Source organism: Spirosoma koreense (assembly GCF_054777875.1).
Map to the genome: position 1 here is coordinate 1,888,467 of NZ_BAAHAC010000022.1, position 18,935 is coordinate 1,907,401.

The 18,935-nt window shown below is 47.8% G+C and carries 20 protein-coding genes; 14 read left to right on the forward strand and 6 right to left on the reverse strand.

Going from position 1 to position 18,935, the window contains the following annotated elements:
- Nucleotide 1 precedes the first annotated feature (1 nt).
- The 4 genes from lptB (at nucleotide 2) to ACYVC2_RS21290 (ending at nucleotide 5,138) form a co-directional block, all read left to right on the forward strand.
- Complete coding sequence (lptB, locus tag ACYVC2_RS21275) at nucleotides 2-733, forward strand: LPS export ABC transporter ATP-binding protein (RefSeq protein ID WP_461105491.1); 732 nt, start codon at nucleotides 2-4, stop codon at nucleotides 731-733.
- Nucleotides 734-831: 98 nt separating this feature from the next.
- Nucleotides 832-1,692 (forward strand): hypothetical protein, encoded by an 861-nt coding sequence (locus ACYVC2_RS21280; protein WP_461105493.1) that lies wholly within the window; start codon nucleotides 832-834, stop codon nucleotides 1,690-1,692.
- A 220-nt stretch (nucleotides 1,693-1,912) separates the two neighbouring features.
- Complete coding sequence (locus tag ACYVC2_RS21285) at nucleotides 1,913-2,851, forward strand: hypothetical protein (RefSeq protein WP_461105495.1); 939 nt, start codon at nucleotides 1,913-1,915, stop codon at nucleotides 2,849-2,851.
- 4 nt (nucleotides 2,852-2,855) lie between these two features.
- Entirely contained in the window at nucleotides 2,856-5,138 is a 2,283-nt protein-coding gene (locus tag ACYVC2_RS21290) for a hypothetical protein (protein ID WP_461105497.1), read from the forward strand.
- A 28-nt stretch (nucleotides 5,139-5,166) separates the two neighbouring features.
- Here ACYVC2_RS21290 and recO read toward each other — a convergent pair whose 3' ends face one another.
- Entirely contained in the window at nucleotides 5,167-5,859 is a 693-nt protein-coding gene (gene recO, locus ACYVC2_RS21295; protein ID WP_461105499.1) for a DNA repair protein RecO, read from the reverse strand.
- A gap of 349 nt (nucleotides 5,860-6,208) precedes the next feature.
- Between recO and ACYVC2_RS21300 the strand changes: the two genes are divergently transcribed.
- Nucleotides 6,209-7,045, forward strand: coding sequence for a fumarylacetoacetate hydrolase family protein (locus ACYVC2_RS21300; protein ID WP_461105501.1), 837 nt, complete (start codon nucleotides 6,209-6,211; stop codon nucleotides 7,043-7,045).
- A 65-nt stretch (nucleotides 7,046-7,110) separates the two neighbouring features.
- Here the strand turns inward: ACYVC2_RS21300 and ACYVC2_RS21305 are convergent, their stop codons facing one another.
- The 3 genes from ACYVC2_RS21305 to ACYVC2_RS21315 all read right to left on the reverse strand — a co-directional run bounded on the left by ACYVC2_RS21305 (nucleotide 7,111) and on the right by ACYVC2_RS21315 (nucleotide 9,301).
- Entirely contained in the window at nucleotides 7,111-7,326 is a 216-nt protein-coding gene (locus ACYVC2_RS21305; protein ID WP_461105503.1) for a hypothetical protein, read from the reverse strand.
- Between the two features lie 54 nt (nucleotides 7,327-7,380).
- Nucleotides 7,381-8,523: a 5-(carboxyamino)imidazole ribonucleotide synthase gene (locus tag ACYVC2_RS21310; RefSeq protein ID WP_461105504.1), complete on the reverse strand. Its 1,143-nt coding sequence runs from the start codon at nucleotides 8,521-8,523 to the stop codon at nucleotides 7,381-7,383.
- 73 nt (nucleotides 8,524-8,596) lie between these two features.
- Entirely contained in the window at nucleotides 8,597-9,301 is a 705-nt protein-coding gene (locus ACYVC2_RS21315) for a head GIN domain-containing protein (protein WP_461105506.1), read from the reverse strand.
- A gap of 335 nt (nucleotides 9,302-9,636) precedes the next feature.
- On the opposite strand from ACYVC2_RS21315, the gene ACYVC2_RS21320 reads away from it, so the two are divergent.
- Complete coding sequence (locus ACYVC2_RS21320; protein ID WP_461105508.1) at nucleotides 9,637-10,338, forward strand: ABC transporter ATP-binding protein; 702 nt, start codon at nucleotides 9,637-9,639, stop codon at nucleotides 10,336-10,338.
- Here the strand turns inward: ACYVC2_RS21320 and ACYVC2_RS21325 are convergent.
- Nucleotides 10,303-11,142, reverse strand: coding sequence for an aminotransferase class IV (locus tag ACYVC2_RS21325; protein ID WP_461105510.1), 840 nt, complete (start codon nucleotides 11,140-11,142; stop codon nucleotides 10,303-10,305). The two genes, ACYVC2_RS21320 and ACYVC2_RS21325, sit on opposite strands and share 36 nt — an antisense overlap.
- An 81-nt stretch (nucleotides 11,143-11,223) precedes the next feature.
- Between ACYVC2_RS21325 and ACYVC2_RS21330 the strand changes: the two genes are divergently transcribed.
- The 3 genes from ACYVC2_RS21330 (at nucleotide 11,224) to ACYVC2_RS21340 (ending at nucleotide 15,425) form a co-directional block, all read left to right on the forward strand.
- Nucleotides 11,224-12,735, forward strand: a complete 1,512-nt coding sequence (locus ACYVC2_RS21330) for a TolC family protein (protein WP_461105512.1) — start codon at nucleotides 11,224-11,226, stop codon at nucleotides 12,733-12,735.
- A 97-nt stretch (nucleotides 12,736-12,832) separates the two neighbouring features.
- Nucleotides 12,833-14,257 (forward strand): efflux RND transporter periplasmic adaptor subunit, encoded by a 1,425-nt coding sequence (locus ACYVC2_RS21335; protein ID WP_461105514.1) that lies wholly within the window; start codon nucleotides 12,833-12,835, stop codon nucleotides 14,255-14,257.
- A 163-nt stretch (nucleotides 14,258-14,420) separates the two neighbouring features.
- Nucleotides 14,421-15,425, forward strand: coding sequence for an NAD(P)H-dependent glycerol-3-phosphate dehydrogenase (locus ACYVC2_RS21340; RefSeq protein WP_461105516.1), 1,005 nt, complete (start codon nucleotides 14,421-14,423; stop codon nucleotides 15,423-15,425).
- A gap of 190 nt (nucleotides 15,426-15,615) precedes the next feature.
- Here ACYVC2_RS21340 and ACYVC2_RS21345 read toward each other — a convergent pair whose 3' ends face one another.
- The gene (locus ACYVC2_RS21345) at nucleotides 15,616-15,804 is read right to left on the reverse strand and encodes a hypothetical protein (protein ID WP_461105518.1); all 189 of its coding nucleotides are present in this window, start codon (nucleotides 15,802-15,804) and stop codon (nucleotides 15,616-15,618) included.
- A 144-nt stretch (nucleotides 15,805-15,948) separates the two neighbouring features.
- Between ACYVC2_RS21345 and ACYVC2_RS21350 the strand changes: the two genes are divergently transcribed.
- From ACYVC2_RS21350 to ACYVC2_RS21370, 5 genes are all read left to right on the forward strand, one after another.
- On the forward strand, nucleotides 15,949-16,524 hold the full coding sequence (locus ACYVC2_RS21350; RefSeq protein ID WP_461105520.1) for an RNA polymerase sigma factor: 576 nt from the start codon (nucleotides 15,949-15,951) through the stop codon (nucleotides 16,522-16,524).
- A gap of 83 nt (nucleotides 16,525-16,607) precedes the next feature.
- Nucleotides 16,608-17,627, forward strand: coding sequence for a S1C family serine protease (locus ACYVC2_RS21355; RefSeq protein ID WP_461105522.1), 1,020 nt, complete (start codon nucleotides 16,608-16,610; stop codon nucleotides 17,625-17,627).
- A 102-nt stretch (nucleotides 17,628-17,729) separates the two neighbouring features.
- Nucleotides 17,730-18,011, forward strand: a complete 282-nt coding sequence (locus tag ACYVC2_RS21360; RefSeq protein ID WP_461105524.1) for a hypothetical protein — start codon at nucleotides 17,730-17,732, stop codon at nucleotides 18,009-18,011.
- Between the two features lie 121 nt (nucleotides 18,012-18,132).
- Nucleotides 18,133-18,381, forward strand: a complete 249-nt coding sequence (locus ACYVC2_RS21365) for a MoaD/ThiS family protein (protein ID WP_461105526.1) — start codon at nucleotides 18,133-18,135, stop codon at nucleotides 18,379-18,381.
- 67 nt (nucleotides 18,382-18,448) lie between these two features.
- A complete protein-coding gene (locus ACYVC2_RS21370) occupies nucleotides 18,449-18,859 on the forward strand; it encodes a molybdenum cofactor biosynthesis protein MoaE (RefSeq protein ID WP_461105528.1) in 411 nt (136 codons plus the stop codon).
- Nucleotides 18,860-18,935: the final 76 nt, after the last annotated feature.

Consider the following 18,935-nt stretch of genomic DNA (forward strand, 5'->3'; position numbering starts at 1 on the left):
TATGATTCTTAGAACCGAAAATTTAATCAAAAAATACGGGTCGCGGCTGGTCAACAACAACGTGTCGTATCAGGTTGAAACAGGCGAGATCGTCGGCTTGCTCGGTCCGAATGGAGCCGGCAAAACTACCTCCTTCTACATGGCCGTAGGGTTGATCAAACCCAACAGCGGCAAGGTGTTCATCGACAATACCGACGTGACCGACCTGCCAATGTATAAACGGGCGCGTCTTGGACTCGGATATCTGGCGCAGGAAGCGTCCGTTTTCCGCGACCTGTCGGTGGAAGAAAATGTACTGGCTGTGCTTGAAATGACCAGTTTACCCAAGCGGGAGCAGAAGCTGAAAGTAGAGGAGTTGCTGGAAGAGTTCAGCCTGACGCACGTGCGTAAAAGCAAAGGGAAAGTATTGTCCGGGGGCGAGCGCCGACGGACGGAAATTGCCCGTGCCCTCGCCGTCGATCCGAAATTTATCCTCCTGGACGAACCCTTCGCGGGCGTCGACCCCATTGCCGTTGAAGACATTCAGAGCATCGTGGCTAAATTAAAGCACCGCAACATCGGTATCCTCATTACGGACCACAACGTCAACGAAACTCTGTCGATCACCGACCGGGCGTATTTGCTCTTCGAAGGGAAAATTCTCAAGCAGGGCACCGCCGAAGAGCTGGCGAGTGATGAACAGGTTCGCCGGTTGTATCTGGGCCAGCATTTTGAGCTGAAGCGGAAGATTTAGCCGGTTAATAAATTCGAATTTGCTTATATACTATTCGCTGAAAAATATTGGACATTTATAGTAATAAGGTCTTCATCACGATCAGTACTATAAATGCCATGACGACAGAATATAACTTCAGCAGTGAATTATCAATTCTATATAATCGGCGTAAAACACTTGATCCGATCCGGCAACCGGAAGTTGCTAAATACTTTGATGAGCTAAGTTTAACGCTAACAGCATTCCTTACGGATTGTGGTGTAAAAGCTATTTCTCCTTATGTATCCAGAGATTTTGCAAAAGTAGATGAGCTAAGAAAGCATTTAAAAACTTGTTCAGGGTTTCAGGAGGATCTGTATAGATTGTTTCCGGCCAACGTAGATAATTGTGAGTACATATATAAATTTCAAGACTTCGAAAAACTTATCGAAGATCACCGTAAGTATAGTAGAGGTGAGTATTTAAATGATGATATTGTTGAATCTGTTGAGGATTTATATGCACAGCTCAGTGGTAAAAGCTGGATAGCCTTATCTAAATACCTAAATGGGTATAACCCTGAACGGGAAATGATATGGTGGACAGCCGACAATATCCATACTATAGATCCTTATGAAGCTCGCTTAAAATTAGGCTTGATAAGTAAGTCGATTCCCAAATATGCAGTACTTATGCGTGTTCGTCTTGATGAAAAAAGCCGAAAGTCGCTGTATATTCCCAACTGCGTGGAAGCCTTCACCATGCCTATATTTTATGCTCAGCATAAAGATAATAACACCGGACGTACGATTGATCTTGGAACTGCCACTGAAGGTTACAGTGAGCTTGTTGGCAGACAGTTCGATGTTGCTCAAGTAGAAATACATTATTGTGAAATAGATCGCTTAAAAAGTGCAGAAAAAGCTCCGAATGCAGAAGCACCAAGGGCTTTCGAAATCACCCAAGCTTTTCTCAATAATATTGATGCACCCACTTAAAGGTGCAGTTTATTTTCAACATGGAATCTACTACAAATCATACTTTATTATAATATATGGATATTTATAAACCTATAAGTAAGGCTGAGTGGATTGTAGAAATCAAACTTCTGCTTGATAGTGATTATCCACAGGGAGATGTTCGTGAATCTTTTGGCTTTTCTATATAGAGAATTTTTATTTTTCGAGGATACCTAACCGACAGTGGCGAGCAAGAACTGTGAAAAACTTTGCTATGGCCATGAATGAATTGTTTGGGAAAAAATATCTGCAGGAAATAGCCTATCTGTTCTCTACGGATGACTTGGCGTATAATAAAGATACTCTATTGAGGGTGCTGAAGCTGTGTAAAGTAGCTGGAGCGGCATTGCGTAAAAATGGTGGGATCAAGATTTTTCAATTTGTTGAAGACATATGGTTAAAAAAAATTGTCTTATCACCTGATTATTTCATTACAGGCCAGCGGTTCGACTTGCTTTTGATTGATTCTATTAATCTGATAAAAAGCTATCTTCCACGTTACTTTTCGATGGAGGACTATAATCGACTTCAACAAGCCAGGAATGTTGAATTTCAGGAAATTTATTATTACCCAAGGTTCTTGAAACTGTTAGATAGCATACTACAACATACCGAAAATGGCAAGGTTTTGTACCTTGCTTCTACAACCTTACTTGATTACAGCTATATACCAAGTGTATCTGGTAAGCGTCAAGAAATGATTTCACAACGATTTGGCGACAAATGGACCAGTAGCAATGAGAAAAATGGCATTCCAGAGGAGATATGGAAGAGTAGCTATTTGCCTTTTATGCAGATGATAGATGTAAACGTTGCCATCAACCATGAAAAGGATCAAAAAGTAGAAATCGTAGATGGAATAAATACATTTCGGAATAAGGTCTTAAATATGATCGGCAATGACAACGCAAAAGAGGCTTTCAGTTTGCTTGTAGAAGCAGGTTATAGGTATGCAAATAACATCAATAATGATTTCAATAGTTTAGTAATATCTAAATCGAAAAATCTGTCAAAGAGAAATGATAATGTTCATATACCTACTACACTACGTGCATATAAAAACCCTATGATTGAATATAGTGAGTTGCATAGTTTATTTTATGATAGCCTAAAAGTTTTATCGTTCGACGACGAATAATAATATGAAAGCTACCTACGATTATACCGAAGCTCTTGAACTGTGCTTGTCTGAAATGAAGCAAACACATCAATTCTTCTTTGACTCGGCTGATGTAGTAAATATTATTCAGGGCCGGGATGCCTATTTTGATCGATACGGTAAATTTAACAGTGCAGAGTTTGAATCTCTAAGAACACTTGTAATTAGTTTGGCTTGGGGGGGGGTATTGAGCAATCAATCTACCAGCGTAAATACTATATATATGACCCCAACACATCAGGCAGAAATATTCCGACTGTTACAAAATGATTTTGGTATATACCATTCTAAAGAAGCCACATCGGAACAATATATCAAGCAATTCGTTGATGAGGTCGGCCATTTAGAGGAACTTTCTTTTCGAGACGAAGACCCAGTTAATAGGCTAACTCACCTTATTGATAAGGGAAAACATGGATTTAAGATAATACAAAGTTTGTCCCCCCTTGTCTGGAATCAACGTTTCAAAGATTTCAGAGATAGTCGTACAAAAAAATTCGAAGTTGTTGATTATAATTATAGAGATTTTAAAGTAGGTGACGATGATTACTTTCAGGATTACCTAACTGTAGTAAAAGAGTTGAAGAAAGGCAAACACGAAATCAATGCTTTCAGCGATGCACTTGCATTGGCTTACCTGGCTCGACTTGTCAAAAAATTTAATAATAGTTCGGATGAAACTGTACCCATACCGATTTTCTTCGATTCAAGCGACTTTAAATCTGCCCTGGAAAAATATGGACTGATTGAGCCATTCATTATAAAGCTAGCCAACGGTACCACGCAATGTATACTGCGCAACGCTAAATTTTTTTTAGCTTATTCTGTAGCCAATTTTGGTCGTCAAATAATAAGTTATCATAATCAGGGCGATGAGTTAGTAAAAGCAGTGTTAGAAAACACAAATACTATGGCCTCTTTTAGAGATAGACTGGCTAATAAAAATATGATTACTACTTTAAAGAGCGATTATTTTGATAAACTTGAACAGGAAATAGAAACATATTTAACTTTTGAGTTTTGTAAAAAACGACTGGTCCCCTTTTTTGCAGAAGAAAGTTTAGGGCAAATCAGTGATTACGTCCGGCAGAATGATAGTATAAAAATTCTTATCGATGAACTGAAAAAGCTTGACCAGGATCAACTTAACTCTCAGTCGAAAAAACAACAGAATGAACTGGCGGCTTACTTGAGCAAGATTAAAACATGGGATGTTATAGAACAAAAAATTAAACAATTTGAAGAATTAAATAATACCCTTGAAGACGGGCTGGATGTGTTCAACGATTTTGGTCTTGTGCGTTTTTTTATACCGGATGCGTATCATAAAGGAATTGTTTCTTTTCTGGATAACAAAAATGGTATATTTTCTGCCGACGATAGAATAAGCTTTTTAAAATCGCAGAAGATATACGATTATTATGTCGAATTCTCATCAGATGAGTGTAATCCACTGCTAAACTCAGAGCAAACAGAAAACCTATATATATTACTTTGTGTTTTTTGGGCATTAGGTTTTTACGAAGAAATATACAGTAAAATATTGAATGATAAATTACATTTTAGTGTGATTGGCCCCGATCATCCATTATTGATGATTAAAGCAGCGGCTCTATTTAAAGGTGGTAATCCGCAAAATAGAGAAGCTTTATTGAATAAGATTATATCTCGGCTGGAAAAAAAATTTAATAGTGGGGAACATCAACAAACTAAATATGAAGTGGCTGTAATGCTTGCTTATATTTATTTCAATAGTTATCCTGACGGTAATAGATTTTCGGCTACTGCCACATCTGTTCAAGTAGCAGATCAACCACTATATGCTAAAAAAGCAATTTATTACGCGCATCAGGCATGTGAATATTATAAGAACACACGAGTTGAGCTACTATCGGCCAGGCTATATGCTACTAATATTTTAATATATTATATAGTAGAGGTAGGTACTGATGACGAGATTAATAAAATATTAGAAACATTTAAGCAATTTGCAGCATTAGAGGTGAATGCAGGTACTTCGTGGCATTTTCGGTATGACGATACCGTGGCCCGATATTATTACCGGCAGTCGAAACAGAATAGCAATTATTCTATAGAGAAGCGGAAAGGCTTTTTGAAACAATCTAAAGAGAAAGTAAATTATGCGTTAAGTCGGTGGGAAAAGGTTAGTCCAAATATTCTACGTAAGATAAGCGGGTGCAGAGATGTACAAGACATTAAAAATTTTAGAGATATAACCATCGCACTTGATCCGTTAGATTCCTAAGCTAATTACCTCCTCAGGGCATAGAAGGTTACCCCAGCACCTCCCGCAATACCGGCAGCGATTTTACTTCGCCGATGGAATCGACGTGAATCTGATAATAAGCCACCAGGGCGTCGAGCAACTCATTGCGGGCCACCCGACTTAGCTGAATGGGCGTGCCCAGAGACTGACGCAGCATGATGTTTAAGGCTGTTTCCATCTCGGTATCGGGTAAAAAAGGATACGAATTTTCGCGTAGCTGATTCTCGAACTCGCGGGCCGATTCGGGCCCGAAGCCCAGAAAAAACGATAGTTTTAGCAGAAAGGCGAGGTGGAAATTCTCGTAGTTCTTCGGCGCATCTTCCAGGAATAATACCGAATTGACCAGAAACCGAAATAGGGGTGGACTGCTGGCTTCTTCTTTCAGGACCTTGTTCAGCATTTCGGTAACGAACATCGCAATCGTCGACTTGGCAACCTCGAACGGCAGACTTTGAAACGGATGGCTTGTTTTTACTTCCGAGAGCCGGTGCAGGTCGCGGTCGTGCTTATTGTAGACGACCATATCCAGCAGCGTTAAAGGCTGAAACAGCGCAATTTTGTTGTTCTTGCTGCGGGCTGTCCGCACGCCATTGACAATGTAACTTTGCAGACCGAATTCTTCGGTATAAACGCGGGCTATGATGGAGGTTTCGCGGTAGCGGAGGTAACTGAGGGCGATTCCCTGGGTTTTTTGCAGCATTTCGAGTAGGCCGTGAGCCTACTAAGTTAACACTTTTTCGACAAATTTTCGGCTGAATTCCCGGATCTCATCGCGCACGGCTCGGTAGCTGGCCATGACCTGAACCGCTTTTGGGTTGAGGCTGTGCGTTTCGACACCAGCACTCAACACTTCCGCCCAATCACCGGAAAAATAGCAATCCGAGCCGGATGCGCGAACGCTTTGGTTAAGTCGGCCAGGCGGTTTTCCTGGTCGGTGAATATTCCCGTTTTAGTCAGGTCCGCAGCTGATACTAATACTTTATAGTAATATTACGATAAAGTAAAATCCACTTCAAATCTCCTTTTCAATCGATCTTCTATTTTATCTTATGAAACTCTACAAAACCCGTTCTGGCATCGTTGTCGAATCTCAGCATCAATTTTATACCATCCCTGACGTCGATTGGGATACGTTGGTGAATCGGGATGATCTACACGATTTTTTACGGCAGGCAACGGCCTCTTCGTCGGCAGGCGACGAATACCGGAACTGGACGCAGAATGACCTGCTGGCGCCGATTGGTCGGCAGGAAGTCTGGGCGTCGGGCGTAACATACCTGCGTAGCCGCAATGCACGCATGGAAGAATCGAAAAAATCGGGCGGGGATAATTTTTATGACCGGGTGTACGATGCCGAACGCCCCGAATTATTTTTCAAAGCTACACCGGAGCGAGTAGTGGGGCCGGGTGCCAACGTGCGCATCCGCGCCGACTCGACCTGGAACGTGCCCGAGCCTGAACTAACGCTGTTTATCACCTCATGGGGCCGGATTGTCGGGTACACCTGTGGAAATGACATGAGCTCGCGGAGTATCGAGGGCGAAAATCCGCTGTATCTGCCTCAGGCAAAGTCGTACGACGGCAGTGCTGCGCTGGGTCCATGCCTCTATGTTCCGGAGACCCCCATTGCGTCCGATACACAAATCCGACTGGAGATCGTTCGGGACGGACAGCCTGTTTTTGCCAACAGCATTGCCATCAGTCAGATGAAACGGCAGCATACCGAACTCGTCTCGTTTTTATTTCGGGAATGCTCGTTCGCGAACGGCTGCTTCCTGATGACGGGGACCGGGATTGTCCCTTCCGACGATTTTACGCTGCAGTCCGGTGATGAGATCAGCATTACCATCGATGGTATTGGCACTCTGACAAACACAGTGGCCTGAAGCCGGTTACTGTAAAACCCAATTTTCTGGAAGACGCAGCAATCTGCGTCTTCCAGAAAATTGGCTTAGGGATTGTTGACCGTCAGGTTATCGACGGTTAGGTTGCGGATGTGTACATCGCCCAGCGTTACCTTCCGGACGGCCAGACGACCGATGGCTACAGCACCAATGGCCAGCGCGCCAACGGCTACAGCGCCTATTGCCAGCGCGCCCAATGCGCTGGAACCGACCGCCAATGCCCCGACGGCCTGTTTCTTGATCAATCTGTTTCGCTTGCTCATAGTAGTCAGATGATGGTACGTTTACTTTTTTTAACTACAGGCAGAATCAATATGTTATGACGCAGTTACGACCTTAATCCCCGATTTCACGTGGGCTACTTTATCGCGCAGGGCCTCCAGCGAATCATCCATAACGGTAACGTGACCCATTTTGCGGAAAGGTTTCGTGATCGCTTTGCCGTAGAAAAATGGAAAGACGCCGGGCATAGCCAGTAATGTTTCCAATCCTTCATATACGGCCGGTCCTGTATGACCGTCTTCGCCCAGCAGGTTCACCATGGCTGCGGGTTGGTAGGCCGTAGTATCGCCGAGGGGGTAGTTCAGAATGGCCCGCCAGTGTTGTTCAAATTGTGAAGTGACGTTGGCGCGGATGGTATGGTGACCACTGTTGTGCGGCCGTGGCGCTACTTCGTTAATCAGCACATTCCCCTGTTTGTCGAGGAATAGCTCGACCGCCAATAACCCCACGATTCCGAATGCATCGGCGGTTTGCCGGGCAATGGCCTGTGCCCGTTGATCGATTTCCGGCGTTATTTCAGCGGGTGCGAACAGATATTCGACCAGGTTTAGTTCGGGATGAAACACCATCTCTACGGTCGGAAACGTCTGGACCTCTCCCTGTTCATTGCGGGCTACGATAACGGCCAGCTCTTTTTCGAAATCGACGGCTTTTTCCAGTACGCCCGGTGCATCGAACGCTTTGCCTACGTCGGCTACGGTAGCAATCCGTTGTACTCCCCGACCATCGTACCCATCCCGGCCGAGCTTGTGAAAAGCGGGCAGAAAGTTCGGTTGCTGAATGTCAGCCAAAGCAACGTCGGCGCGATTCTCGGTCAGGATAAAATCGGCCGTTGGTAAGTTGTGCGAGCGGTAGAACTGCTTCTGAAGTCGTTTGTCCTGAATCGTGCGAATGACAGACGGCTGAGGAAATACCCGTTTTCCTTCGCGCTCAAGGGCTTCGAGCGCTTCGACGTTGACGCGCTCGATCTCGATAGTCAGCACATCGACGGTCTGGCCGAACTGGTAGACCGTGTCATAGTCTGTCAGAGCGCCCTGAATGAAGCGGGAGCAGAGATGGCGGCAGGGAGCTTCGGCGTCAGGATCGAGCACATGAACGCGGAGATTCCAGTCGATGGCGGCCTGTAACAGCATCAGCCCGAGCTGGCCTCCGCCGAGAATACCGATAGTTGGTGTCAAAGGCGTAATTGGTTAATTGGGAGGCAAAAATACCCAATCAACCAATTACTCGCCTGGACAATGGCGCAATTGTTTAGTCCCGACGGCTAATATCGGACCCGCCCGATTTACTTTTCGACAATACTTTGGCCGAGCCGTAATAGTAAATGTCCGAGCCTCCGGAAGCCTGCATGTTCAGTTCCTGCGAGGCATTGACGTACACGTCCGAGCCGCCGGATGAGTTGGCCCGGCATACTTCGACCATTAGCTTGCGGGCATCGAGGTCTGCTCCTCCAGAGCCGTTGGCGTTGAGCGTCCGGGCCGAACCCTGCAAAATGGCGTCGGCGCCACCCGAAGCTTCTACATTTAACTTATTGGCTTTCAGGGTTAGTTTGACATCCGATCCGCCCGATGCGTCGAGGTCAAGATCGTCGAACGACAGCGATCCCTGCCCGAATACATCCGCTCCGCCCGATGCCTGCAACGTTCGTAACTGCTTGAAGGTCAGATATGCTTTTACGTAGTTGTGCCGGCCAAAATTCCAGCCGCTCAGGCCTTTCCGCTCGATGTATAACTTCAGAACGCCACGCTCAACTTTCGAGATAACCCGGTCTTCGTCGACCCCTTTTACCTCAAAGGTTAATTTTTCGGAATTGCCCTGTGTCAGGTAAACATCGATACCGCTGCTCACACTCAGACCGGTAAAGCCTGACACAGGGCGGTCTTTTTTCCAGTCGTCGTCAATGGTGGAATTTACACTGGTGGTAAGCATGAAAATTCCCAGGAGAATCGCTTTCATAATCAAGAAGGTTTTGATGATTTATGAGAAGATGGCAAAGTAATCCATTACGTTGCATAGCTACGAAAAAAGATGTCCGTTTTCAACGATAGCTTTGTCCGTTACCGGACGTTGCCGGTAGGAGTCTACCAGGTAAATTTCTATCAATCAGTTCACTATGAGTTTGGCACGACGCTTGAACCCATTTAAACGACTGGGTAGTCGACCCCCGTTGGCGTATGCAGGAAGGCTGAGCGTATTCGTCTCTTTCAGAAAAATTAACTGGTTGACATAACCAGGTATAACCATAATTCGACTAGATTAACCGAACTAAATCTTTACTAAAGTAACTCATTATGATTCAACTTCGCAACGTCTCCAAGTTCTATCCCGCTGGGTTTGGCCGGGTCTACGTGTTGCGTAACATCAATCTCGATATCACTCAGGGAGAGTTCGTATCCATTATGGGCCCGTCAGGGTCGGGTAAATCTACTCTGCTGCATATTCTGGGACTGCTGGAAGAACCGTCGGAGGGCGAGTATTTTTTCGATGACCAGCCGGTTCAGAAACTGTCTGAGAAGCGACGCACCGAGCTACACCGGACCCGGATCGGATTTGTTTTTCAGGCCTATCACCTGATCGACGAACTGACCGTATACGAAAATATCGAAACACCCCTGCTGTACAAAGGCCTCAACGGAGCCGAGCGCAAAAGTCGGGTTGCCGAACTGCTCGACCGGTTCAACATCGTGGCCCGAAAAGACCTGTTTCCGGCCCAACTGTCGGGCGGCCAGCAGCAACTGGTCGGCATTGCGCGGGCCCTGGCTGCCGAACCGTCGGTGATCTTCGCGGATGAACCAACCGGCAATCTGCACTCCGACCAGGCGCGTGACATCATGGAACTGTTTCGTGAACTGAACCAGAAAGACGGGGTGACCATCGTCCAGGTAACACACTCGGAAGTCAACGCTGAATACGGCTCGCGGATTATCCGGCTAAAAGATGGCTGGCTCGAAGATTCATCAACCATGAATCTGAGCGAACAAGGCGTCAAGTAATTGTTCGGGAGGCCCCCAGGAGCCGGGTCCGATTTTCGCCGTGCCCATCATTCGCAACCACTGAATTCCCATGACGTTGGCGCAGAACACGGCTTCGGCCTGAAGCAGTACCTCGGGTGAATACAGTCCCTGGACTATTTCGATGCCAAGTTTAGGGGCCACCCGAAGGAGCTGTTGCCGCAGAATACCATCGATGCAGCCGGTATGAAGCGAAGGGGTGTACAGGGTTTGACCAGACCACCAGAACAGATTCGACGCCAGGCATTCGGCCAGGTGCCCCCCGGTATCCAGCAGGATAACCTCGTCAAGATGCTGTTGTTGCTTATACAAACCGGCCAGAATATAGGGGAGGGCATTCAGGGTCTTAAACCGCGAGACTGGTGAAAATGACAGGCGGAAGGCTTCGTATAAGCCAGCGCTGCTTTTCTCGGAAATCGAAAAAACGGCTCCCGGCCGGGCGCTGATCAGCAGGTTGGCCTCATTCTGAACGGGTGTGTACAAACCGCCAGGCTGGCGCCAGATTTGAATCTTGATGCGGGCTGGTCGGTTGGTTAACTCGTTCGCCGAAAGTAGTTGTAGAATACGTTGATGCAGGGCTTCGGCGGAGAATTCGTGAAGAGGATTGAGTTGCAACGCCTTCATGCCAGCCGAAAGCCGGGCAAAGTGATCGGGCCAGAACCAAATCTGCCCGTTTTCGTAACGGATGGTTTCAAATAGACCATCGCCGTATTGAAAAGCCCGATCCGTAAGCGAGAGTTGAAAAGCACTCTCGGCGAGTACATCCGAATTATAAACCAGAAACATGCTTCGTTTGCGCCGTTTATCCTAAAATGATAGCTGCGCCGAAGGTAAGTTTGTATCATTGAACCATCAAATAGTATGTGTATGCAAGTGGCGTGGAAACAGATACGAGTCATAGTGGCTCTTTGCCTGACGACAAGTCTGTCGGAACTATACGCACAAAATACGCCGGCTCAGGCCAGCACAGCCGCTGTACCGCCCGGCAATGTCAATACAGCCTCGCGGCTGAACTTGCAGCAGTGTATCGACATTGCCCAGCAGAACAACATTTTAGTTCGGCAGGGCAAACTGACCGTAGCGAATGCGGATCTGCAGTTGCATCAATCACGATTGAATTTGCTGCCGACCGCCGTTTTTCAGGGTAACCAGTCTATCAATGGGGGGCGCAGTATCAACCCGCAATCCAACGAATTCGTCCAGCAGACGATCAATTCCAGTAGTTTTCAGTTCAACGCGTCGGCTACGCTGTTCAATGGGGGGGTGCTACGAAGCACCGTAAAGCAGAACAACATGGCCTTGCAGGCCAGCCACTTTGAATTGAACGCGACACAGAATAACGTTTCGCTGACGGTTGCCCAGAATTACCTGAACGTACTGACTGGTACCGAACAACTGGCCGTAGCGCAGCGGCAGGCCGATGTAACCCGGGCCCAACTTGAGCGTACACAGCGGCTGGTGGCGGCTGGATCGGCCCCTGAGGCAAATCTGTTCGAACTCCGGGCGACGCTGGCCAGCAACGAAGTCGATATCGTTACCGCCCAGAATACGCTCGATCTGGCTAAAGTAGCCTTGCTGCAGGCCATGAACGTACCGATCAATCAGGAGTTCGACGTGGAGCCGATCAATGTTCCCGATCCGGGTCTGGACCCCTATACCGCATCGGTGCAGCAATTATACGATGTCGCTTCGACCAATCTGCCCGAAGTAAAAGGAGCTGATCTGCGCGTTAAAAGTGCCACACTGGGCGTTCAGGTTGCGAAAGGTGGGCTTTATCCGACCCTGTCGCTGAATGCGGGTTTGAGTACGTTGTATTCCAGTGCTGCCAGCATAGCGTCGCCGAATGGGCAGGTCGTTGGGCAAACCACCGTCGGGTACATTACCGATCCGGTGACCGGAACCCAAATCCCGGTCACCTCTCCGATACCGGGGTATGACCGGAATGGAATATCGTATGCCACTCAATTGAGCAATAACTTTAGCCAATCAGCTTCTCTGTTTTTGCGCGTTCCGATTTTTCAGGGAAATTTGTCTCGCAACCGGATTACAACCGCAAAAATTCAACAGCAAAATGCCGAGCTGACTGCACTCAATACGCGCCTGACCTTGCGGCAGCAGATTGAAACGGCTTATACGCAGATGAAGGCGGGTGCCAATAAATACCGCGCTACGCAGGCGCAGGTAGCGTCGCTGGAACGAGCGTTTCAGATGGCCGAAAGCCGCCTGAACGCCGGAGCGATCAACGCAACGGATTATACCATTGCCAAAACTAATCTGGATCGGGCCCGCGCCAGTCTGGTGCAGGCAAAATATGATTACGTATTTCGAACGAAAATTTTAGATTATTACCAAAACAAATCGCTTAGTTTTACGAATTAGCGAAAGCGTGAATGAGCGGAAGAGCGAAAGCCGTCCGGCCTGATTCGCTTTTTCATTGCTTCGGCGATTCACTCTTTCGCTCTTACACCCTTTCCCTATGAAGAAAAAGTCAAACCGCATTTGGTGGATATTAGGTGGGCTGATTGTGCTGATTGTCGGCGGGCTAGTAGCCGCTAAACAAACGGGCATGATTGGCAAACCCAAAGCCACAGAAGTAGATTTTGCCTCCGTGACCCGCGCTAACATTACCGAGCGGGTCAGTGCCTCGGGCCGGGTTCAGCCCCAAGTCGAAGTAAAAATCAGTCCGGACGTATCCGGCGAAATTATTGGCCTTTATGTAAATGAGGGCGATCCGGTCAAGGCAGGTCAATTGCTCTGCCGCATTCGGCCCGACAACTATGAATCGCTGCTGGCCCGGGCTAAGGCTACGGTCAACCAGAGCCGGGCGCAGTTAGAACAGGCAAAAGCATCGGTTTCGCAGTCGAGTGCCCGCCTGATCCGGGCCAAGGCCGATTATGACCGAAACAAAAAACTGTTTACCGACAAAGTGATTTCGGTGGCCGATCTGGAAACCAGCGAAGCCAACTACAACGTCGCCAAACAGGAAGTGGAAGCCGCTAATGCCAACGTTCGGGCGTCGCAGTTCAACATCCAGAGCGCCGAAGCCAGCCTGCGCGATGCCAACGAGAACCTTCGTAAAACAACTATTTACTCGCCCGTTAACGGAACGGTCTCCAAGCTGAACGTCGAGCTGGGCGAGCGCGTGGTCGGTACCTCGCAGATGGCCGGTACGGAGATCATGCGCATCGCCAATCTTCAGAACATGGAAGTGCGGGTAAACGTAAACGAAAACGACATCGTCCGCGTAAACCTGAGCGATACGGCCGATATCGAAGTCGATTCCTATACCACCGCCGGTAGAAAATTCAAAGGTGTTGTTTATGAAATTGCCAATACGGCCAACGGCCTGACCAGTTCGTCGGGATCGGCCGCAGCTGCTTCGTCGCTGTCCACTGATGCCGTGACCGAATTTGAAGTAAAAGTGAAGATTCTGAACAGCTCCTATAGCGACCTGCTGGCGCAGAAAGATAAAAAAGGGTATCCGTTCAAGCCCGGCATGACGGCTTCGGTCGAAATCATTACAGACCGGAAATCAAATGTGCTGGCCGTGCCTATTGCCGCCGTAACGACCCGTAATGCCGATTCGAGCGCAGTCGAAACGGCCGAGATTAAAGATCGACCTACAGGTACGGTTGACGAAAACCCGGCCAGTCAGCCCGAAAAGAAAGACAAGCCCAAAGAGATCGTATTCGTTAATGTGGGTGGTAAGGCCGTGCAGCGCGAAGTAAAAACCGGGATCAGCGATTTTGAAAATATCGAGGTTGTATCGGGTCTCAAACCAGGCGAACAGATTATATCTGGGCCGTTCATCGCCGTCTCCAAGAAGTTGAAAAATGGCGAACTCGTCACCAAACGTGATCCGAATAAAGCCAAGAAGAAAGAAGAGAAAACGGATGAGTAGGTCTGAACCGCATGGGCGGCTCGGCAGGATTTAGCTGATTTTACTGACCGACCATGATTTCAGCTTTCTCTGAAAGCGGCTAACAAATCACAGTCGGTCAGTAAAATCAGCTAAATCCCGGTTCTGACAATTGGAATGTGGGGGAGCTTTGTAGCTTTACCGCATGAAAGTAACCCAACCCGTCCGGCTGACGATGGTAGGGGGGGGCAGCTGGGCTACGGCACTGGTGAAGATCCTTTCCGAAAATAACGTCAGCGTGAAATGGTGGCTGCGCAAAATATCCGACGCGGAGCATATCAAAAAATTTGGACATAATCCAAGCTATTTAAGCGACGTACAGATTAACACCCGAAAGGTTAAAGTCTGTACGAAAATCCGCGATTCGGTTCGCGATAGTGACTTTGTCATTCTGGCCGTACCGGCCGCTTTCGTAGGCGACGCACTGGTTGGCCTGAAACCTCAGCATTTTGCCAACAAGTACGTCGTTTCAGCCATCAAAGGCATGATTCCTGAGGCTAATCAACTTGTAACTGATTGGGTCAGTGAGCAGTATGGTGTGCCATCCGATCGAATGTCCGTCATTGCCGGCCCGTGTCATGCCGAAGAAGTGGCTCTCGAAAAACAATCGTATCTAACCATTGCTTCGCCCGACCCGGTGTGCGCCGAACGAGTCGCCGATTTGTTGCGTTGTCGGTATGTGCAGACTACACCCGTAGATGATATCTATGGGATTGAATACAGTGCGGTCATGAAGAATATCATCGCACTAGCCTGTGGGATCACCCGCGGCTTAGGCTATGGCGATAATTTTCAGGCGGTGCTGGTATCCAACGCCATGCAGGAAATCAAACGGTTCGTCGATGCGATTTACCCCAAGCACCGCGATCTGAGCGGGTCGGCCTACCTCGGCGATCTGCTGGTTACGGCTTATTCGCCCTTCAGCCGCAACCGAACGTTTGGAACCCTCATTGGACGTGGATATACCATTCAGTCGGCACAGGCGGAGATGAATATGATAGCTGAAGGCTATTATGCCGTTAAAAGTATTTATGAGATCAATCAGCAATTCGGGGTCGATATGCCGATCACGAATGCGGTCTACGGGATTTTGTATGAGCGGGTTGCCCCAGCCGGTGCCATGAACAGCCTAAAGGGAATGTTGACGTAGAAACGCAATCCTTTACGTCTTCTGTGTGCCAGCAAAAACAATCCGGTCAGAAGACGCAAAGGATTGCTGCATCGGCTGACCCGTCTCTACGAGTAGCTAAAAAACAAAAGCCCTCTGACGAGTCAGAGGGCTTTCATACCGTTTATAGCGTTGTCGGTAAAGCGTACCGGCAGTTGTGCCTTAGTAAAAATTACTTCGCGCTATCAGCAGACATCGTCGAAGCCGAATCAGTAGCCATCGTCGAATCCGTAGCCATCGTCGACGAAGAATCCGTCGTGGTGCTGGTCGTTTCGGTGCTTTCGGTCTTTTTCGAGCTGCAAGACGTAGCCAGGGCGATCATAGCCATGAAAAAGAAGGCGGATTTCGTAATTGCTTTCATAGTTTTGGGGGTGTTTTCGTTTACGTGGTTAATAGATCAATGTCAACGTTAATACCCGATAGGAAAAAAGGTAACCCAACATTTTTTAAATTTTTTTTTGGGTTACGTTTCAGCGGTTATTGTATTAAGTAATGACTCAACTCAATGAAGGAAAGTAGGCTACCCGTATTGACCGATGAAGAGTTGTTGACGGGTTTGGCTGATGGCTCCGATGATGCGCTAGCGCATTTATACCGCCGGTATTTTCCGATGGTGCTTCACTTCGTCACCAGCAATAGTGGTAGCGAAGACGACGCCAAGGATATCTACCAGGAAGCGCTGATTGTGTTATACGAGAAAGTGAGAAGCGGTTCGCTGGAGTTGCATTGTCAGTTGAAAACGTATTTGTATTCGATCGGCAGGCGTTTGTGGCTGAAGCAACTAGCACAACGCAGCCGGTTTATGGTACGCGACGTAGAAGCGCCGGTCGATGATGAATTGCTTCAGGAGGACCTGATCGACCACGAGGAGCGCGATCGTCAGTTCACGCTGATGGCCGACTCTCTCGACCGACTTGGCGAACCTTGTCGAACCCTGCTGAACGATTTTTATATTCAGCATTTGAGTATGCAGGAAATTACCGAAAAGTTTGGCTATACCAATGCCGATAACGCTAAGACGCAGAAATACAAGTGTCTGATGCGCCTGAAGCGGCTGTTCTTTTCGGAATATAAATCGTAAGGCCGACTTTTGGGAGTCGGCTGGTTTTAAACAACAAAGTGGCCGACTCTCTGGAGCCGATGTACCCCACGTAGCTAAAGACAATGGACACGAACGAAGAAAAAGACATCGAAAACGCGCTGCGTGCGTATGGTGAACGTATTCGATTTAAGCAGCGACTGGCTTCGCTTCAGGCTGGCCTCGACATGCAGGCTATGCAGGAAGAAGCCCGCTCTTATGGTTCGCAAACAGAATCCGGTAAGATTCGTGCGCTGTGGCAGACCTACCGGACAACGCTGGCGGTGGCGGCATCGGTGGCACTCATTACAACCTTCAGTACGATTTTTCTATACCGATCCTATCAGCAAAGCCACCGGGAGCAGGAGCAGCAGTATAGTTTGCTAAGCAAAGAAATTCAGGCCGTCAAATCCTCGCAGCGGCAGTTACTGAACGATATCAACGGCCGTGGCCGCGGGCTCAGCCTTAATCCGGCACAGGTAGCCGGATCGGGATTCTTACTCACCGCCGATGGGTATTTTGTAACCAACAATCACATCGTTCGCGAAGCCGATTCGGTCTATGTGCAAAGCACCAAAGGGGAAGTCTACAAAGCCCGAGTCGTGTACGCCGATCAGGCTCGTGACGTAGCCATCCTGCAGTTATGCGACGACAGCGCTTTTCGTACACTGCCCCCCGTTCCCTATAATTTCGACGCTCATCCATCCGATTTAGGTGAGCGCGTCTACACACTGGGCTATCCGCGGGAGGAAATCGTATATGGTGAAGGGTATCTGAGTTCCGGAACGGGATATCGGGGCGACTCGACAGCGTATCAGGTTGCTATCGGCGTAAACCCCGGTAACTCAGGTGGTCCCTTGCTGAACGAAAAAGGCAACGTCATCGGTATGATCAGTGGTAAACAGACTACCTCAGAAGGTGTGAGTTTCGCCGTTAAAACCAATTACCTGCTCGAAGCCCTCAATAACATTCCGCCCGACTCGCTGAAAGGAATGCCCATTCGCCTGAACCGGAAAAATACGTTGACGGACTTGAACCGTAAGCAGCAAATCAAGCGCATGCAGGAATACGTATACCAGGTTAAGGTTTTCAAACATAAAGAGTAGCGTGAGGCACTGTGCCGAAAACCATGGTGCTTATTGAGGTAAAATAGTAAACAATTCATCCGGCAAAGGGGTTGTTGAGTCAAACAAACGAACTCTACAGTCATGAAAAAGTTAATGATGCTGGTTGCTGGGCTGGCGTTCTCAACGGCCGTTGTAGTCGCTCAGGACACCAAAGAAAAAGCAAAAGATGCCGCCCATCAGGCCAAGGAAACCACCAAAGCTGCAGGCAGAAAAGTAGGTCGCGAAGCCGATAAAGCCGGTGATAAAATCTCGACGGCTGCTAAAAATACAAAAGAAGACGTCAAAGACGGCACGAACAAAACACTCGATAAAGCCGATCGGAAGATGAAAAAGGCGGAACGCAAAATGGATAACTCGCAGTAGTTTTTTGTCATTTCGTTATAGAAACTGCGTCATTGCATCTTGGTAGTGGCGCAGTTTTTTTATGAGATCACATGAACTTCGATCTGCCGGTATTGCGTTAATAAATTTTATTTATCCTTTTATGAGTGCATCAGTTTCGGTTCTTTTGTTTGGCATAACGCGCGACCTGACGGGGAAGACAACGATTTCGGTACCGGTCCGTGAGGGGGCCAGTGTTGGTGATTTGCTCGGCCAGGTACACCAGGAGTACCCTGCTTTGGCAGGCATTCGGTCGCTGCTGATCGCGGTAAACGGTGAGTACGCAGAGCCAGATCAGGCCATCAGCCAGCAAGACGAAATTGCCCTGATTCCGCCCGTGAGCGGTGGCTAACGGAATAAGAGATAGTCTTTTTTGGCAGAGTTGGCCTTGTATATCGAACGTTAATTGCTTTCCAGGCATGATTACGATTACCTCAGACCCTATAGATGTTGCACAAGCGCTGCAAGACCTTCAGTCGGGCCAGGCGGGAGCAATCGATTTTTTTCTGGGCGTCGTTCGCGACAATACCAATGATCGGTCTGTAGACAGGCTGGAGTATGAAGCCTATGATCGCATGGCCATCACCGAAATGCAGAAAATAGTCGATGCAGCTGGTAAACGGTGGCCAATTCTGCGCTGCGTGGTCATTCATCGTAAAGGCATTCTACAGATCGGCGACATGGCCGTGCTGATCGGCGTGGCTACGGCTCACAGGGGCGATGCGTTCGAAGCCTGTCGTTACATTATCGATACCATCAAACAGACCGTGCCGATCTGGAAAAAGGAAGTATTTACCGACGGGGAGCAGTGGGTGAATGCGCATCCGTAAGAATGTATTAACTGTATGATGTAAGATATATGATGTATTGGCCAACCATATATTATATATCTTACATCATACAGTT

What these genes read in the sequence shown, in the direction of transcription:
- lptB (WP_461105491.1), top strand. Translation starts at nt 2, where the DNA reads ATGATTCTTAGAACCGAAAATTTAATCAAAAAATACGGGTCGCGGCTG.
- ACYVC2_RS21280 (WP_461105493.1), top strand. Translation starts at nt 832, where the DNA reads ATGACGACAGAATATAACTTCAGCAGTGAATTATCAATTCTATATAAT.
- ACYVC2_RS21290 (WP_461105497.1), top strand. Translation starts at nt 2,856, where the DNA reads ATGAAAGCTACCTACGATTATACCGAAGCTCTTGAACTGTGCTTGTCT.
- recO (WP_461105499.1), bottom strand. Translation starts at nt 5,859, where the DNA reads ATGCTGCAAAAAACCCAGGGAATCGCCCTCAGTTACCTCCGCTACCGC.
- ACYVC2_RS21300 (WP_461105501.1), top strand. Translation starts at nt 6,209, where the DNA reads ATGAAACTCTACAAAACCCGTTCTGGCATCGTTGTCGAATCTCAGCAT.
- ACYVC2_RS21305 (WP_461105503.1), bottom strand. Translation starts at nt 7,326, where the DNA reads ATGAGCAAGCGAAACAGATTGATCAAGAAACAGGCCGTCGGGGCATTG.
- ACYVC2_RS21315 (WP_461105506.1), bottom strand. Translation starts at nt 9,301, where the DNA reads ATGAAAGCGATTCTCCTGGGAATTTTCATGCTTACCACCAGTGTAAAT.
- ACYVC2_RS21320 (WP_461105508.1), top strand. Translation starts at nt 9,637, where the DNA reads ATGATTCAACTTCGCAACGTCTCCAAGTTCTATCCCGCTGGGTTTGGC.
- ACYVC2_RS21325 (WP_461105510.1), bottom strand. Translation starts at nt 11,142, where the DNA reads ATGTTTCTGGTTTATAATTCGGATGTACTCGCCGAGAGTGCTTTTCAA.
- ACYVC2_RS21330 (WP_461105512.1), top strand. Translation starts at nt 11,224, where the DNA reads ATGCAAGTGGCGTGGAAACAGATACGAGTCATAGTGGCTCTTTGCCTG.
- ACYVC2_RS21335 (WP_461105514.1), top strand. Translation starts at nt 12,833, where the DNA reads ATGAAGAAAAAGTCAAACCGCATTTGGTGGATATTAGGTGGGCTGATT.
- ACYVC2_RS21340 (WP_461105516.1), top strand. Translation starts at nt 14,421, where the DNA reads ATGAAAGTAACCCAACCCGTCCGGCTGACGATGGTAGGGGGGGGCAGC.
- ACYVC2_RS21345 (WP_461105518.1), bottom strand. Translation starts at nt 15,804, where the DNA reads ATGAAAGCAATTACGAAATCCGCCTTCTTTTTCATGGCTATGATCGCC.
- ACYVC2_RS21350 (WP_461105520.1), top strand. Translation starts at nt 15,949, where the DNA reads ATGAAGGAAAGTAGGCTACCCGTATTGACCGATGAAGAGTTGTTGACG.
- ACYVC2_RS21355 (WP_461105522.1), top strand. Translation starts at nt 16,608, where the DNA reads ATGGACACGAACGAAGAAAAAGACATCGAAAACGCGCTGCGTGCGTAT.
- ACYVC2_RS21360 (WP_461105524.1), top strand. Translation starts at nt 17,730, where the DNA reads ATGAAAAAGTTAATGATGCTGGTTGCTGGGCTGGCGTTCTCAACGGCC.
- ACYVC2_RS21365 (WP_461105526.1), top strand. Translation starts at nt 18,133, where the DNA reads ATGAGTGCATCAGTTTCGGTTCTTTTGTTTGGCATAACGCGCGACCTG.
- ACYVC2_RS21370 (WP_461105528.1), top strand. Translation starts at nt 18,449, where the DNA reads ATGATTACGATTACCTCAGACCCTATAGATGTTGCACAAGCGCTGCAA.